This is a genomic window from Cupriavidus sp. D384 (genome assembly GCF_001652915.1).
GTDB lineage: Bacteria > Pseudomonadota > Gammaproteobacteria > Burkholderiales > Burkholderiaceae > Cupriavidus.
Genome location: NZ_BBQI01000095.1, coordinates 198,184 through 214,561, shown reverse-complemented (window position 1 = coordinate 214,561; position 16,378 = coordinate 198,184). Strand labels below are relative to the sequence as shown.

General features: G+C 66.0%; 16 protein-coding genes and 1 riboswitch. All 16 genes read left to right on the top strand.

Features of this window, described 5'->3' with window-relative positions; all coding sequences use genetic code 11:
• Positions 1-490, top strand: a 490-nt coding sequence (locus A9J21_RS23505; protein WP_066737661.1) for an isochorismatase family protein, incomplete at its 5' end; no start/stop codon positions are given.
• Positions 491-579: 89 nt separating this feature from the next.
• On the top strand, positions 580-777 hold the full coding sequence (locus tag A9J21_RS31715) for a hypothetical protein (RefSeq protein WP_156546102.1): 198 nt from the start codon (positions 580-582) through the stop codon (positions 775-777).
• Between the two features lie 40 nt (positions 778-817).
• A complete protein-coding gene (locus A9J21_RS23500) occupies positions 818-1,057 on the top strand; it encodes a DUF2789 domain-containing protein (protein WP_066739604.1) in 240 nt (79 codons plus the stop codon).
• Positions 1,058-1,202: 145 nt separating this feature from the next.
• Positions 1,203-2,180, top strand: a complete 978-nt coding sequence (locus A9J21_RS23495) for a chromate resistance protein ChrB domain-containing protein (protein WP_066739601.1) — start codon at positions 1,203-1,205, stop codon at positions 2,178-2,180.
• An 18-nt stretch (positions 2,181-2,198) separates the two neighbouring features.
• Entirely contained in the window at positions 2,199-3,398 is a 1,200-nt protein-coding gene (locus tag A9J21_RS23490; RefSeq protein ID WP_066739599.1) for a chromate transporter, read from the top strand.
• Between the two features lie 36 nt (positions 3,399-3,434).
• On the top strand, positions 3,435-3,893 hold the full coding sequence (locus A9J21_RS23485) for a chromate resistance protein ChrB domain-containing protein (protein WP_066739597.1): 459 nt from the start codon (positions 3,435-3,437) through the stop codon (positions 3,891-3,893).
• Between the two features lie 450 nt (positions 3,894-4,343).
• Complete coding sequence (locus A9J21_RS23480) at positions 4,344-5,132, top strand: amino acid ABC transporter substrate-binding protein (protein WP_066739592.1); 789 nt, start codon at positions 4,344-4,346, stop codon at positions 5,130-5,132.
• Positions 5,133-5,218: 86 nt separating this feature from the next.
• Positions 5,219-5,872 (top strand): amino acid ABC transporter permease, encoded by a 654-nt coding sequence (locus A9J21_RS23475; protein WP_066739589.1) that lies wholly within the window; start codon positions 5,219-5,221, stop codon positions 5,870-5,872.
• Positions 5,873-5,900: 28 nt separating this feature from the next.
• Entirely contained in the window at positions 5,901-6,650 is a 750-nt protein-coding gene (locus A9J21_RS23470) for an amino acid ABC transporter ATP-binding protein (RefSeq protein ID WP_066739630.1), read from the top strand.
• A 109-nt stretch (positions 6,651-6,759) separates the two neighbouring features.
• A riboswitch (cobalamin riboswitch) is annotated at positions 6,760-7,022 on the top strand.
• 206 nt (positions 7,023-7,228) lie between these two features.
• Complete coding sequence (locus A9J21_RS23465; RefSeq protein WP_404851412.1) at positions 7,229-9,277, top strand: TonB-dependent receptor; 2,049 nt, start codon at positions 7,229-7,231, stop codon at positions 9,275-9,277.
• 128 nt (positions 9,278-9,405) lie between these two features.
• The gene (locus A9J21_RS23460; RefSeq protein WP_066739585.1) at positions 9,406-10,173 is read left to right on the top strand and encodes a DeoR/GlpR family DNA-binding transcription regulator; all 768 of its coding nucleotides are present in this window, start codon (positions 9,406-9,408) and stop codon (positions 10,171-10,173) included.
• A gap of 46 nt (positions 10,174-10,219) precedes the next feature.
• A complete protein-coding gene (locus A9J21_RS23455) occupies positions 10,220-11,224 on the top strand; it encodes an ABC transporter ATP-binding protein (protein ID WP_066739582.1) in 1,005 nt (334 codons plus the stop codon).
• A 19-nt stretch (positions 11,225-11,243) separates the two neighbouring features.
• Positions 11,244-12,530: an ABC transporter substrate-binding protein gene (locus A9J21_RS23450; RefSeq protein ID WP_066739579.1), complete on the top strand. Its 1,287-nt coding sequence runs from the start codon at positions 11,244-11,246 to the stop codon at positions 12,528-12,530.
• 105 nt (positions 12,531-12,635) lie between these two features.
• Positions 12,636-13,520, top strand: coding sequence for a carbohydrate ABC transporter permease (locus A9J21_RS23445; protein ID WP_066739576.1), 885 nt, complete (start codon positions 12,636-12,638; stop codon positions 13,518-13,520).
• On the top strand, positions 13,517-14,326 hold the full coding sequence (locus tag A9J21_RS23440; RefSeq protein ID WP_066739574.1) for a carbohydrate ABC transporter permease: 810 nt from the start codon (positions 13,517-13,519) through the stop codon (positions 14,324-14,326). Before A9J21_RS23445 ends, A9J21_RS23440 begins: the two co-directional genes overlap by 4 nt.
• A 230-nt stretch (positions 14,327-14,556) precedes the next feature.
• Entirely contained in the window at positions 14,557-16,299 is a 1,743-nt protein-coding gene (locus tag A9J21_RS23435) for a SulP family inorganic anion transporter (protein WP_066739571.1), read from the top strand.
• The last annotated feature ends 79 nt before the right edge of the window (positions 16,300-16,378 follow it).

Here is a 16,378-nt window from a genome sequence, read left to right as displayed (position 1 = left end):
TCCCGAACTGCTCGACGTCTTCCCGGGCAAGGAAACGCTCGAACGCACGTCGATGAATTCGTGGGACGACCAGAAGGTGCGCGATTCCCTGGCCGCCAACGGCCGCAAGAAGATCGTGGTGGCGGGCCTGTGGACCGAAGTCTGCAACACGACGTTCGCCCTGAGCGCGATGCTCGAAGGCGACTACGAGATCTACATGGTGGCTGACGCCTCGGGCGGCACCAGCAAGGAAGCGCACGACTACGCCATGCAGCGGATGATCCAGGCCGGCGTGGTGCCGGTGACGTGGCAGCAGGTGCTGCTGGAATGGCAGCGTGACTGGAAGAACAAGGAAACGTATGACGCGGTGACGGGCCTGGCGAAGGAACACTCGGGCGCGTACGGCATGGGCATCGACTACGCCTACACGATGGTCCACAAGGCCGCGCAGCGCACGCAGACCGCGCACCCGTCGATCGCCCCGGTGCATGCACCGGTGATCGAGTACTGATATCCAGGGTTGGTGGCGCGGCATCGAGAGCCGGGCCACCCTGAACAAGCGCAGGCGAACAGGCCAACAGGCGAACAGGCGGCACCACCATGACATCCCATCACAAAATCGGTCGCAAGCTGGAAATGGCCGCCGTCGCCTTCGCGACCGGATTTTCATCCCACGGGCACACCTCGTCGTCCCTGGGCGTATTGGCTGGAACGCTGGCGGTTTGCGCCCTGGTCGCACGCAGCGCCTTCAACAAGCGTCAGCAGACGGTAAGCCTGGCGCTGATCGCCCAGGCATGACGAGCAACGACGCCGTGTGCGTACCAAAGAGAATCGAAAAATGACCCAGCAGTTTCCGACCTTCGCCGACCTGTTCGCCCAGCTCGGGCTACCCGCCGACGAAGCCGCCATCGCCGATTTCATCGCCGCGCATTCGCCTGTACCACGCAGCGTCGAGCTGTGCGAGGCACCTTTCTGGACGCCGTCTCAAGCCGCCTTGCTGCGGGACGAGTTCACCGACGACGCCGACTGGGCATCCGTGGTCGACCAACTGAATCTTGCGTTGCGCGGTGCCGCCTGACCGGTTTAGGTCGATATCGGGATTGCATGGCATGTAGTCGGCACTATCCACGCGCGGCGTATTGGGCACATCGCGCTGGCCCGACGAGACTGTAGACCTTGTGACAAGGTTGAAGTACACGTTGCGGCAATCTACGATGCCTCGCATGAACGCCGCTCATTCCCCGATCGCCGCCGGCTGGCGGGTCCTTGTTATCAGCCTGCCCACCACGGCAGCCACCGCCCGCATGCGCTTCTGGCGAGCGATCAAGGCGCTGGGCGGGGCGGCCCTGCGCGATGGCGTCTATCTGGTTCCGGATCGGGCCGAATTGCTGCAGCCGCTGCAGGCGATTGCCGATGACGCGGCCGATCAGGACGGCAAGGTCTGGTTGCTATCGGTCGTGGCTACATCGGACCAGGAGACCGACTATCGGCGATTGTTCGACCGGTCGGCCGAATACGCCGACTGGACGGCCGAGCTGGCAGCCGCCCGCCAGGCCATCACGGGCCTTGGAGAAGCCGAGTTGTTGCGGGCAGCGCGCCGGCTGGGACGCGGCTACGACGCCATCCGGAGGACAGACTTCTTTCCTGGCGAGGCAACATCGATTGCCGAGGCAAAGTGGCGCGATTTCAATGCAGCGGTTGATGCAACGCTGTCTCCGGGTGAGCCTCACGGCGTCGCCGGGGCCATTGCCCGGCGCGATCCGACGCAGTACCAGGGGCGCCGCTGGGCCACGCGCAGGCACCTCTGGGTCGACCGCGTCGCCTGCGCCTGGCTGATCCAGCGCTTTATCGATCCGCACGCCACGTTCCTGTGGCTGGACGATTTGCGGCAGTGTCCGGACGATGCCCTCGGGTTCGACTTCGATGGCGCGACCTTCACGCATATCGGCGACCGCGTGTCGTTCGAGGTGCTGATGGCAAGTTTCGGGCTGGACGAGGACAAGGGGCTGTCAAAGCTGGCGCAACTGGTTCACGTGCTCGATGTCGGTGGCGCACCGGTCGCGGAGGCCAGCGGATTCGAGGCCGTGCTGACCGGGGCGCGCACGCGGATGCCGGACGACGACGCCTTGCTGCAGGCCATGGGCCCGGTGCTGGATTCGCTTTACACCCACTACGGTAGCGCAAGCCGCCGCAAGCGGTAGCGCAAGAGGACATCGGACATGAACCCGCAAGACACGACTCCCACCGACGAAGTCGGGCAGGATGGCCCCCGGTACAGCCTCTGGCAGCTGGTGTTCTACATGCTGCGCCTGGGCACGCTGGGTTTTGGCGGGCCGGTGGCGCTGGCCGGCTACATGCATCGCGACCTGGTCGAGCGCATGCAGTGGATTACCGATGCGGACTACAAGGAAGGCATTGCGCTGGCGCAACTGGCGCCGGGCCCGATGGCCGCGCAACTTGCCATCTATCTGGGATATGTCCACTACCGCATTGCTGGCGCGACGCTGGTTGGCATCGCCTTCGTCCTGCCGTCGTTCCTGATGGTGCTGGCGCTGGGCTGGGCTTATACACGGTTCGGCGGGCTGACCTGGATGCAGTCGGTGTTCTACGGCGTGGGGGCGGCGGTGATCGGCATCATCACCCTGAGCGCGTACAAGCTGACCAACAAGAGCGTGGGCCGTGACCCCTTGCTGTGGGGCATCTACCTGGTACTGGCGGCGGTCACGGTCATCACCGAATCGGAAATCGCGTGGCTCTTCGTTGCCGCGGGCGTGCTCGCATGGTTCTGGCGGGCACCGCCCAAGTGGCTGCGCGAGCGCGGCGTCAATGCCGTCGCTGCCGCGCAGCTGCCGATGGCCGGGGGGTTCGCCAGTAGCCTGGACTGGCCGCTGCTCCTGCAGATCGGCGTGTTCTTTGCAAAGGCCGGCGCCTTCGTTTTCGGCTCGGGACTGGCGATCGTGCCGTTCCTGTACGGCGGCGTCGTGACCGAGCATCACTGGCTCAACGACAAGCAGTTTGTCGATGCGGTGGCGGTTGCCATGATCACTCCCGGGCCCGTGGTGATTACCGTGGGCTTTATCGGGTATCTGGTGGCCGGCCTGCCCGGCGCTGTCGTGGCCGCGCTGGCCACGTTCCTGCCCTGCTATCTGTTTACGGTCATCCCGGCGCCGTATTTCAAGAAGTACGGCAAGCGGCCGGCCATCATCGCATTCGTGGATGGTGTGACGGCGGCGGCCGTGGGCGCCATCACGGGCGCCGTGATCGTGCTCGCCAGACGTTCGTTGATCGATGTCCCGACCGTGGTGCTGGCCGTGGTCACGATGCTGTTGCTCTGGCGTTTCAAGAAACTGCCAGAGCCGGTGATCGTGCTCGGCGCGGCCATTGCCGGGCTGATCGCCTACCCGCTGCTGCGCGGCTGATGTCAGCCAGCGCTGGCGGATATTCAGGAGCCCATCATGAAATGGATTACGCGAGAGCGTCCCAAGATCGACCGGATTGCCTGTCCCTGGCTGGTGGCCCGGTTCATCGACCCATCGCCCGAATTCCTCTATGTGCCGGCCGGCGACGTGCTGGCCGAGGCGGAGCGCAGCGGGGCGATACCGTACGACATTCCCGGCGTGGAACTGTCGCATGAAGGCGAGCTGTGCAGTTTCGACGCCTTCCTGAAGAAGTACGAACTCACGGACCCGTCGCTCGGCCGCCTTGCAGCAATCGTCAGGGGGGCCGACACATCGCGGCTGGACCTGACCCGCGAGTCGGGCGGCCTCTATGCCATATCGCTGGGCCTGTCGAAAACCTTCGCCGACGATCACGACATGCTGCGCCAGGGCATGGTCATGTACGACGCCCTGTACGCCTGGTGCAAGGATTGCCAGGGCGAGACGCACAACTGGCCGCCGGCCATGCCGGTCTGAGCCGATCCGGCTCGCGAGCCGCGCCGTTCGCCTGCGACGGCACGCTTCCGGCATCTCAAGTGCCTTTGAGGTATCAATATGGTGAGGGATGACATCGGGCGTGGCGGCATTGACGGCCTGCCGCGCTGTGCGTCCCTGTAGAATGTCGGCCTGTTGGCTGGTCACCCGGCGTTGTCCATCGGTCAAGCCGGTGGACGGTACGCCAAGTGACCGATTGCTCACGCGTTCAGCGACCTCTGCGGATCGCCTTGCCGATTCCGCGCCCAATTCCCGCTTTCCCGACCGTGCCGGCTGACAACCCGGCGCGGTGGGCAATTGTGCGCGGCGCCGGGCGCGGCCCGGGCGTGCGCGGCCAATTGCGCCGATGGGCGCCAATGGGCGCCGGTGGCGGCGATCCTGCCATCGGTGCGGCGGCACATGTTGCCGCGCCCTTAATCTCTCCTCGACATCATGAAAAAAATAGCAGCCGTTCTCCTGATTTCCGGTCTTTCGTTGCTGGCCGCCTGTGGCAAGAGCGATCCGACGCCGGCGGCAAAGCCCGCCAGCGCCAGCACCAGCATCGTGGTGGGCCTGGACGACAACTTCCCGCCGATGGGCTTTCGCGATGCCAGCAACCAGCTGGTTGGCTTCGACATCGACATGGCAAAGGAAGCGGCGCAGCGGCTTGGCATGACCGTGGAATTCAAGCCGATCGACTGGAGCGCCAAGGAAGCGGAACTGAACGGCAAGCGCGTTGACGTGCTGTGGAACGGCCTGACGATCACCGAGGACCGCAAGAAGAACATCGGCTTCACGGCACCGTACATGACGAACCACCAGATCGTCATGGTGACCGAAAAGTCGCCGATCCAGACCAAGGCCGACCTGGCCGGCCGCATCGTCGGCGCGCAGGACGGCAGCAGCGCCGTGGACGCCATCAAGAAAGAGGCGACCGTGGCCGCCAGCCTGAAGGAACTGAAGTCGTTTGGCGATAATGTGACGGCGCTGATGGACCTCTCGGCCGGCCGGCTCGACGCCGTGGTGGTCGACGAAGTGGTGGGCCGCTACCTCGCCAGCAAGCGCGCCGGCGAATACCGCATCCTGACCGAGAACTTCGGTACCGAAGACTACGGCGTGGGCGTGCGCAAGGACGACGCCGAACTGCTGGACAAGCTGAACAAGACGCTGGCCTCGATGAAGCAGGATGGCACGGCCGCACGCATCGCCACCCAGTGGTTCGGCGCGGACATCACGAAGTAAGGACAGCCAACTCGCAGGCAGCGCAGGGTTCGGGAAACGCAGTAATTTGCACCGGCCCTGTTGCACTTGCGGCGTAACGTTTCAGCATGGACTACGTTCTTTCTCTCCTGCCTCCGATGGTGGAAGGGGCCAAGGTCACCTTGACCCTGTTCGCCATCACGCTGGGCCTGTCGGTGCCGCTGGGCCTGGCGCTGGCCCTGCTGCGAATCTCGGCGTGGGCGCCGGTCAGTGGCCTTGTGAATGGCTATATCTGGCTGATGCGCGGCACGCCGCTGATGCTGCAGATGCTCTTCATCTATTTCGCGCTGCCGTTCGTGCCCTATGTCGGCATCCGGCTGCCCGATTTTCCCGCTGCCGTGGTCGCCTTCGCGCTGAACTACGCGGCGTACTTTGCCGAGATCTTCCGCGCCGGCATCCAGTCGGTGGAGCGCGGCCAGTACGAGGCCAGCAAGACGCTGGGCCTGAGCTATTTCCAGACCATGCGCCGGATCGTGCTGCCCCAGATGATCGGCCGCGTGCTGCCTCCGGTGAGCAACGAGACCATCACGCTGGTCAAGGACACCTCGCTGATCTACGTGCTGGCGCTCAACGACATCCTGCGCACCGCGCGCAGCATCGTGCAGCGTGATTTCACGACAACCCCGTTCCTGGTCGCCGCGCTGTTTTACCTGGTGATGACGCTGGTTCTGACGTGGCTCTTCCAACGTCTGGAAAAACGCTATGCACGATACGAACAATAAGAACGCCGGCGTGCGCGAGCGCCCGTTGATGGTGTCGGCCCAGGACATCCACAAGTCCTTTGGCCCGCTCGAAGTGCTCAAGGGCGTGTCGCTGTCGCTGCGCAAGGGCGACGTGACCGCCGTGATCGGCCCGTCGGGGTCGGGCAAGAGCACGCTGCTGCGGTGCCTGAACCATCTGGAAGTCATCGACCGGGGCACGCTGGAAATTGAAGGCGAAGTGCTGGCCGCCACCGACGGCGACGGCGTGCGCTATGCCAAGGGTGCCGACCTGCGTCGTATTTGCGCCAAAATGGGCATGGTCTTCCAGTCGTTCAACCTGTTCCCGCATCTGACCGTGCTGCAGAACCTGGCCGAGGCACCGATGACGGTCAAGGGCATGTCGCGCGACCGCATCATCCCGCTGGCCGAAGACCTGTTGCGCAAGGTGGGCCTGTTCGACAAGCGCGACAGCTATCCGTCGCGCCTGTCGGGCGGCCAGAAGCAGCGCGTGGCGATTGCCCGTGCGCTGGCGATGGAGCCGGACATCATGCTGTTCGACGAGCCCACCTCGGCGCTCGACCCCGAACTGACCGGCGAAGTCCTGCGGACCATGCGCCAATTGGCGGACGAACATATGACGATGCTGGTGGTCACGCACGAAATGGGTTTCGCGCGCGAAGTGGCTAACCATGTGGTCTTCATGGATGGCGGAAAGGTGGTCGAGGAAGGCGCGCCGGAACAGTTGTTCGGGGCCCCCGTCCATGCGCGGACACGGGAATTCCTGACGCGCGTGTTCTGACGCCGCGCACGGAGGACACGCAAGGGGACACCCCCAGCGCGTGTCCTTTTGTCGCGTTTGTATCAAAGCTGTTGCAGGTAGAATGCGCCCCGCGGCACACGGCCCTCGTGTGCCGTCCGTGACGGCAGGTGCCGGCGAAGCCATCGCCGGTTAAACGGGAAACAGGTGCGTCGCCGCTCGTCCAGATTTCGACGAGAACCGGCAATGCCTGTGCTGCCCCCGCAACGGTAAGCAGGTTGGGAACCGTCAGGCCGATCCCTGGGATCGGCAGCCACTGCGCCAGCTTCAGGCGGCGCGGGAAGGCGATGGCACCCCGGCGCGCCATGTGCCGCCCTGCAAGCCCGGATACCGGCCTGTTGTCATCATCGATTTCCATTGCCCGGGCGGGGTCGTCCGGCTTCACGATGAAACACAACCTGTCCGCGCATTCCGCAGGCCGCTCGCGCTCGGCCCAACTTCGCTTACAGCTGGCGCGCGCGCGCCGGCCGCATCTGCTGGCTGCCTCGCTAGGCACCGTCGCCAGCCTCAATTTCCCGTATGCACTGGCCCAGGAGGCCGATTCCGACCGGAAGGAAGGCATGCTGCCGGCCGTCACGGTCAGCGAGACCGCTCAGGTCGACCAACCCGGACTGGCCCTGTCGACGCCCGAATACACCGGTAGCCGTCTGGGGCTGACGCCGCTGGAAACCCCGGCCAGTGTCGAAGTGCTCGGCGGCGAGAGCATCCGTGCGCGCGGCGATCAGTCCGTGCGCGAGGCCGTGACGCGCGCCACCGGTATCACCGGCAACCCGGCGCCCGGCAACGGCGGTACGTCGCTGACGGCGCGCGGATTCTCGGGGCAGGGCTCGGTCATGCAACTGCTCGACGGCACGCGCATGTACGTGGCGTCGGGCACCGTCACGTTTCCGTTCGATACCTGGTCGGTGGACCGTATCGAAGTGCTGCGCGGCCCGGCATCGGTGATGTATGGCGAAGGCGCCATCGGCGGCGTGGTCAATGTGGTGCAGAAGAAGCCGATCCGGGGACCCATCGAGAACGAACTGCAGATCACCGGCGGCACCGAGAAAACCGCGCGGGTGGCGTTCGACAGCGGCGGCCGCGTCAACGACAACCTGTCGTACCGCTTCGCCACGGCCTACAACCGCTCGGCGGGCTGGGTCGATCGCGGCGATTCGAACAACCTGATGGTGTCGGCGTCGGTGCGGCTGGATATCAACCCGGAATTCAATCTGACGCTGTCCTATGACGACGGCACCCAGCATCCGCAGCAGTACTTCGGCGTGCCGCTTGTCAACGGCAGCCTGGACACGTCGCTGCGCAAGAAAAACTACAACGTGGGCGATGCCCAGATCAGCTATCGCGACCGCTGGACGCGCCTGAACGCCGAATGGACGCCCAACGACCGCGTCACGGTGCGCAACCAGTTCTACTACCTGACCAGCCACCGCCATTGGCGCGACAGCGAGACCTACTCGTTCCTGCCGGCAGCGTCGCAGGTGCGCCGCACCGATTACCTGGAAATCCTGCATGACCAGGAACAGGTGGGCAATCGCGCCGACATGACGGTCAAGAGCCGCGTGTTCGGGATGGACAACGCCACGACGGTCGGGCTCGACATCAACAAGATCAACTTCACGCATTCGAACAACTCGCCGTATGGCGGAGCGTCCACGGTCAACGCGTACGACTTCGATCCGGGGATGTTCTTCAGTCCGCCGGGCATCGTCACGTCGCCGCGCCTGCGCACCAACACCACGCAGTACGCGCTGTTCGGGGAACATCGTATTTCCTTTACGCCGCAGTGGTCGGTCATTGGCGGCGTGCGTTTCGATCACGCCACGCTGTACCGTACCGATCTGGTCGCCAACACGGGCTGGGAGAAGACCTTCGCCAACACCACGTGGCGCGTGGGCACGGTGTACCAGTTCACGCCCGGCCTGTCGGTCTATGCGCAGTACGCCACGGCCACCGATCCGCTTGGCGCGCTGGTGACCACGAACGACGCGCAGCGCAACTTTGAACTGGCGACCGGCAAGCAGGTGGAAGTGGGGGTGAAGCAGGCCTTCTGGGGCAATCGCGGTGAATGGACGTTCGCGGCCTACGAGATCCGCAAGAAAAACCTGCTGTCGCGCGACCCGGTCAATCCGACGATCACCCAGCAGGTGGGCGAACAGTCGTCGCGCGGGCTGGAGGCATCGGCCAGCGTGGAAGTGCTGCGCGGCCTGCGCCTGGACGTCAACGGCACCGTGCTGCGAGCCCGCTACGACGATTTCAACGAGTCGGTTGGCGGCGTGGCGGTATCGCGTGCCGGCAATGTGCCGACCAGCGTGCCGCAGCAGGCCGCCAACGCCTGGCTGAGCTGGAACTTCATGCCGCAGTGGACGTTCGCCACGGGCCTGCGCTACGTGGGCGGCCGCTATGCCGACACGGCCAACAAGGTGCGCGTGCCGAGCTATACGACGGTCGATACCGCGCTGTCGTGGCGCGTGTCGAAGCAGGCGGCACTGACGCTGCGCGTCTACAACCTGTTCAACCGCGATTACGCCGAATCGTTTTCGAACGGCGGCCAGCAATGGTTGCTGGGGCGCCCGCGTGCGGCGGAACTGTCGGCCAACTTCTACTTCTGAGGCGGCCACAGGCGCGGGCTGCGACACCGGACACGAACCCCTCGCGGGGAGGGGGGAACTGTCACGGAAGCGTCATCTCACGCGCTTACATTTTCGTTCGAACATGCAAAGTGAGCGAACGAGCGTCGATGAGTCTGACCCCGCGGCAACGTGAAATCTTCGGCTGGCTGAATGATGCCGGCTACCTCAGTACCGAACAACTGGCGAGCCGTTTCGGCGTCAGCAGCCAGACCATCCGGCGCGATATCAATGAACTGAGCGTGCAGGGGCTGGCGCGCCGGATGCACGGTGGGCTGAGCCTGCCGGCCAGCCAGCACAACATCAGCTACCTGCAACGCAGCACCGCGCATGTCGAGCGCAAGCGGCGCATTGCCGAGGTGGCGATCGGCATGGTCGAGGCCGACGCCACGGTCTTCCTGGGCTACGGCACCACCGTGGCCGACTTTGCGCGTGCCCTGCCGGACGACCTGCCGCTGCGCGTGATCACCAACAACCTAGGCGCCGTGCATGCGCTGGCGGACAAGCCGCGCATCGAAACCTGGGTGGCCGGCGGCCGGCTGCGTGCCGGTGATTTCGATGTGATGGGCAGTGCCACATTGGACTTTGTACGACGTTTTCGGGCGCATGTGGCGATCTGCAGCGCGGCCGGCATCGACGCGGATGGCACGTTCTACGAATTCCAGCCCGAGGAGGCCGAGTTGAGCCAGGTGCTGCTGTCGCACAGCCATTTGCGCGTGCTGCTGGCCGACAGCAGCAAGTGCCTGCGCAATGCGCCCTGCCGGGTGGCCGGCCTGGACCAGATCGATCACCTGTTCACCGACTCCGAGGCCACCGACGCGCTGCCGGCGCTGCCGGGCCTGTGCGAGCGCGCCGGCGTGGCGCTGCACCTGTGCTGAGCCCCCGTCACTGCCGCCGCGCCGCGCGCCTTTCTTCCTGAATCCCATGGCCTATCTGCGACTCGAACAGCTGCAGCAGCGCTTCGGCGACCACGTGGTGCTGCGCGGCATCGATCTGGACATCGAACGCGGCGAGTTTATCGCGCTGCTGGGCGCGTCGGGCTGTGGCAAGACCACGCTGCTGCGCCTGATTGCCGGGCTGGACCTGCCCAGCGCCGGCCGCATCCATCTGGACGGGCGCGATGTCACCGCGCTGGAGCCCGCGCAGCGCATGCTGAGCATGGTGTTCCAGTCGTACGCGCTGTTTCCGCACCTGAGCGTGGCCGACAACATCCTGTTCGGGCTGCGCGCCCGCAAGGTGGCGCGCGACGAGCAGGCGCGCCGGCTGCAGCACGCCGCCGACCTGCTGGGGCTGGGCGCGCTGCTGGCGCGCAAGCCCGCGGCGCTGTCGGGCGGGCAGAAGCAGCGCGTGGCGCTGGCGCGTGCCATCGTGTCGCAACACCCGCTTTGCCTGATGGACGAGCCGCTGTCGAACCTCGACGCACAGCTGCGCGCGGAAATGCGTGCGGAACTGCGCAAGCTCCAGCAGCAGCTTGGCCTGACGGTGGTCTATGTCACGCATGACCAGGTCGAGGCGATGAGCATGGCCGACCGCATCGTGCTGATGCACCAGGGACAGATCGCCCAGACCGGCACGCCCACGGAACTGTACGAGCAACCGGCCACGCCGGTGGTGGCGCGCTTTATCGGCCAGCCGCCGATGAACCTGATCCGGCTGCCGGGCGCCGATCACTGGCTGGGCGTGCGGCCCGAACACATCGAACTGGGCGCAGGACATGCGGCAGAGGTGGTCCGCTCCGAATACCACGGCGCCGACACGCTGATCGAAGTGCGGCTGCATGACCAGCCGCTGCTGGTGCGCCACACGGGCCGCGTGGCCCCGGCACCCGGCGCCAGCCTGATGCTGCAGTGGCCGGCAGCGCGCGAGCATCGTTTTACGCTGGACGCGGCGCCGGCGGCCTCCAACGTTTTGTCCACCGCTTTACCCTGACTTTCCACTAGGAGCGTTCATGTCGTTCAAGACCCGATGCCTGGCCGTCGCGCTCGGCACCCTTAGTTGCTTCGCGTCGCTGGCGGCCAGTGCGGCGCCCACGCAGGTCACGATGTACTACCCGGTCTCGGTTGGCGGCCCGCTGACGCAGGTCGTGGACAAGCTGGTCGGCGAGTTCGAGCAGGCCAACCCCGACGTCAAGGTCAACGCCATCTACGCGGGCAACTACGACGATGCGCGCACCAAGGCGCTGGCTGCGCTGAAGGCCGGCACGCCGGTGCAGACGTCGGTGCTGTTCTCGATCGACCTGCATGAGTTGAAAGACCTGGGCGTGATCCGCCCGTTCGATGACTTCGCCACCACGGCCGAGGACAAGGCCTGGCTGAAGAGCTTCTATCCGGGCCTGATGGACAACGGCCGCGCCGACGGCAAGACCTGGGGCATTCCGTTCCAGCGTTCGACCATCGTCATGTTCTACAACAAGGACGCATTCCGCCAGGCTGGCCTGAACGCGGATCAGCCGCCGCGTTCGTGGACCGAGATGCGCGAGGCCGCTGCCAGGCTGGTGAAGCGTGACGGCGGCAACACCAGCCGCTGGGGCGTGATGATCCCGTCCACGGGCTACGCCTACTGGATGTTCGGCGCGCTGGCGAAGCAGAACGGCCAGACGCTGATGAACCCGGCTGGCACGCACACCACGTTCGATGCGCCCAAGGCGGTGCAGGCGCTGGAGTACTGGACGTCGCTGTCGAAGGACGGCGTCAGCCCGAAGGGCCTGATCGAATGGGGCACGCTGCGCCAGAACTTCGTCGAAGGCAAGACCGCGATGATGTGGCACTCCACCGGCAACCTGACGGCCGTGCTGAAGGAAGCCAGGTTTGACGTCGGCGTGGCGCCGCTGCCCGGCAACACCGAGCCGGGCTCGCCCACGGGCGGCGGCAACTTCTACCTGTTCAAGAGCGGCAGCGATGCCGAGCAGCGCGCCGCGTTCCGCCTGATCAAGTTCCTGACCGCGCCCGAGCGTTCGGCGCAGTGGAGCGTGGCAACCGGCTACATGGGCGTGAGCCCGGCCAGCTATGAGACGCCGACGCTGAAGGACTACGCCGCGAAGGTGCCGCAGTCGCTGGTGGCGCGTGACCAGCTGGGGGTGGCTACCGCCGAGCTGTCGACGCACCAGGCTGGCCGCGTGCGCAAGCTGCTGGAAGACGCGCTGCAGTCGGCCATCGCCGGGCAGCAGGAGCCCAAGGCCGCACTGGCCGGCGCGCAGGCGCAGGCCGACCGCGTGCTGAAGCCGTACCAGCGTTGATGACCGGGGAGCCGGCCCCGCGGCCGGCTCTTCCGTTCCCCGATCTTTCGCACGATTTCCTGCCTGGCCGGGCCCATCCCTGGGGACAGGCCCGGCGCCGACATCATGAAAGCCAGAATCCCTTCCTCCGGCCATGCCGCGCAAGCCTGGCTGATGCTGTTGCCGGCGCTGGTGCTGCTGGCCGCGTTCACCTACTGGCCGATCGTGGGCAGTCTCTGGCATAGCGTGCAGATGCAGGCCCCCGGCATCCCGCCCGCGTTCGCGGGCTTCGACAATTTCGCGGCGCTGATGGACGACCCCGTGTTCCGCCAGGCCGTGCGCAACAACCTCTGGTATGCGCTGGTGACCGTGCCGGTGTCGGTGGTGCTGGCGCTGGCGATGGCGCTGTGGGTCAACCAGCGCTACGCGGGGCGCGGCCTGCTGCGGCTGGCGTTCTTCACCCCGACCATGCTGCCGATGGTGGCCGCCGCCAATGTCTGGCTGTTCTTCTACGCGCCCGATATCGGCCTGCTGAACCGGCTGCTGGCGTGGGTGGGCATTGCCGGACGCAACTGGCTGGGCGACGTCGATACGGTGCTGCCCGCGCTGATGGTGGTCACCATCTGGAAAGAGGCGGGCTTCTTCATGATCTTCTACCTGGCCGCGCTGCAGTCCATTTCCACCGAGCAGCTCGATGCCGCGCGGCTGGAGGCGCCGTCGGCCTGGTACCGGCTGCGCCATGTGGTGCTGCCGCTGCTGGCGCCGACCACGCTGTTCGTGGTGGTCAACGCGCTGATCAATGCGTTCAAGCTGGTCGACCACCTGTTCGTGCTGACGCGCGGCGGCCCCAACAACGCCAGCACGCTGCTGCTGTACTACCTGTACGAGATCGCGTTCAAGTTCCAGGACGCGAACTATGCCGCTGCGCTGACCATCGTGCTGCTGGCGCTTCTGGCGCTGTGCTCGGCGATCCAGTTCTGGCTGTCCCGCAATCGCGTCCACTACCGATGACCTTCCTTCGCGCTGCCTTGCTACCCGTTGCCGGCGCCGTGGCCGGCCTGCTGTGGATCTCGCCGTTGCTGTTGCTGTGCTGGGGCGCCTTTCACCCCGGCGGCGAGGCGATGCGGCTGAGCCTGCAGACGCCGTGGGGTCTGGACAACTTTCCGCAAGCCTGGAGCGTGGCGCCGTTCGCGCGCTATCTGGTCAACACCGTCTGCATCGTCACGCTGCTGCTGGTGCTGCAGCTGACGGTCTGTACGCTGGCCGGCTACGCCCTGGCGCGGATGCAGTTTGCTGGCCGTGGCGCGGTGTTCGGCCTGGTGCTGCTGCAACTGATGGTGATGCCAGAAGTGCTGATCACCGAGAACTACCTGACCATCGCCCGTGCGGGCCAGGTGGACACCTGGCTGGGCGTGGCGCTGCCCTATATCGCCAGCGCCTTCGGCATCTTCCTGCTGCGCCAGACCTTCATGACGGTGCCGCAGGAACTGGAGGACGCCGCGCGCATCGAGGGCGTAGGGCGGCTGGGCATCCTGCTGAAGGTCTACGTGCCGCTGGCTCGGCCGACTTACCTGGCGTACGCGCTGGTGTCGGTCAGCTATCACTGGAACAACTTCCTGTGGCCGCTGGTGGTCACGCAGACCGAGGCCAGCCGGCCGGTCACGGTGGGCATGGCACTGTTCGCCGCGCCCGAGACCGGTGTCGACTGGGGCGTGCTGTCCGCCGGCACGCTGCTGTGTGTGGGACCGCTGGTGCTGGCCTTCCTGTTGTTCCAGCGGCAGTTCATGCAGTCGTTCATGCAGGCCGGCGTCAAGTGACAAGCCCCGGCCGGGGAGAGTGGCAAGGCCGGGGCGTCGTCGATCGCCCGCCCGACGGATCAGGGGTCGCGGCAGTGCTGCACCATCCATTTTTGTGCAGTGCACACCGATTGCGCGATGGTCCGCACTGACTGTTGTTTTCGCCGCAGGCGCGGCCTTGCTTTGGCGCACCCGGGACCTATGCTGAATCACACCGATCTCCGGCGTGTCATTTCCACAAAAAGGGTCCCATGGCATCCACCGCGCCTACTCCCACCCCTGCCCACGCACCGGCCCCGCATTGGCTGCGCTGGTTGCCCGGACTGGCGATGCTGCGCACCTACGAGGCCGCCTGGCTGCCTCGCGACCTGGCTGCCGGGCTGGTCCTGACGACCATGCTGGTACCGGTGGGCATCGCCTACGCCGAGGCGTCGGGCGTGCCCGGCGTGTACGGGCTGTATGCGACGATCATCCCGCTGCTGGCCTACGCGCTGTTCGGGCCGAGCCGGATCCTGGTGCTGGGGCCGGATTCGGCGCTGGCGGCCCCGATCCTGGCCGTGGTGCTGGGCATGTCCGGCGGCGACCCGATGCGCGCCGTTGCCACCGCCAGCCTGATGGCTATCGTCGCGGGCCTGTTCTGCATCGTGCTGGGCCTGCTGCGGCTGGGCTTCATTACCGAGCTGCTGTCCAAGCCGATCCGCTACGGCTATATGAATGGCATCGCGCTGACAGTGCTGGTCAGCCAGCTGCCGAAGCTGTTCGCGATCAAGATCGACGATGCCGGGCCGCTGCGCGAGTTGTGGTGGCTGGCGCAGGCCATTGCCGATGGCAAGACCAACTGGTACAGCTTCGCGGTGGGCGCGGTCAGCCTGGTGCTGATCCTGTTCCTCAAGCGCTTCGAGCGCGTGCCGGGCATCCTGATCGCCGTGGTGCTGGCGACCCTGGCGGTCAGCGTGTTCCGGCTGGATACCCAGGGGGTGAAGGTGCTGGGCGAGATCCCGCAGGGGCTGCCGGTGTTCGCGCTGCCGTGGTTCAGCGGCGTCGATATCGTCCGGATCGTGCTGGGCGGCTGCGCCGTGGCGCTGATTGCGTTTGCCGACACGAGCGTGCTGTCGCGCACCTATGCCGCACGCACCCATACGCGCGTGGATCCGAACCAGGAGATGGTGGGGCTGGGCGTAGCCAACCTGGCGGCCGGGCTGTTCCAGGGGTTTCCGATCAGCAGCAGCGCGTCGCGCACGCCGGTGGCCGAGGCGGCCGGCGCCCGCACGCAGCTGACCGGCGTGGTGGGCGCCATTGCCGTGGCGGCCTTGTTGCTGGTGGCGCCCAACCTGCTGCGCTACCTGCCCAACAGCGCGCTGGCCGCCGTGGTGATCGCCGCGGCCATCGGCCTGTTCGAGTTCAAGGATCTGCAGCGCATCTATCGCATCCAGCAGTGGGAGTTCTGGCTGTCGATGCTGTGCTTTGCGGCGGTGGCCGTGTTCGGCACGATTCCGGGGATTTGCCTGGCCGTGGTACTTGCCGTGATCGAGTTCCTGTGGGACGGCTGGCGGCCGCACTTTGCGGTGCTGGGCCGCGTGCCGGGCCTGCGCGGCTATCACGACCTGAAGCGCTATCCGCATGCGGCGCTGATCGACGGGCTGGTGCTGTTCCGCTGGGACGCACCGCTGTTCTTCGCCAATGCCGAACTGTTCCAGCAGCGGCTGACAGAAGCCGTGGAGGCCGCGCCGAAGCCGGTGCGCTGGGTGGTGGTGGCGGCCGAGCCGGTGACCAGCGTCGACGTCACGTCGGCCGACATGCTGCGCGAACTGAGCCAGAACCTGGCCGAGAACGGCGTGGCACTGCATTTCGCGGAAATGAAGGACCCGGTTCGCGACAAGCTCCGGCGCTTCGAGCTGACCGAGACTTTCCCCAACGCTTGCTTCCATCCCACGGTGGGTAGCGCGGTGGACGACTATATGACCAGTATCGGCGCCCGGAAGCTGGAGGAATGACGATGGAGCGATGTTGCTCCGGGATCTGCCGTGATGCGCGCCGTTGATGCGGCGCGTGCATCAATCCAAAGCAATTTTG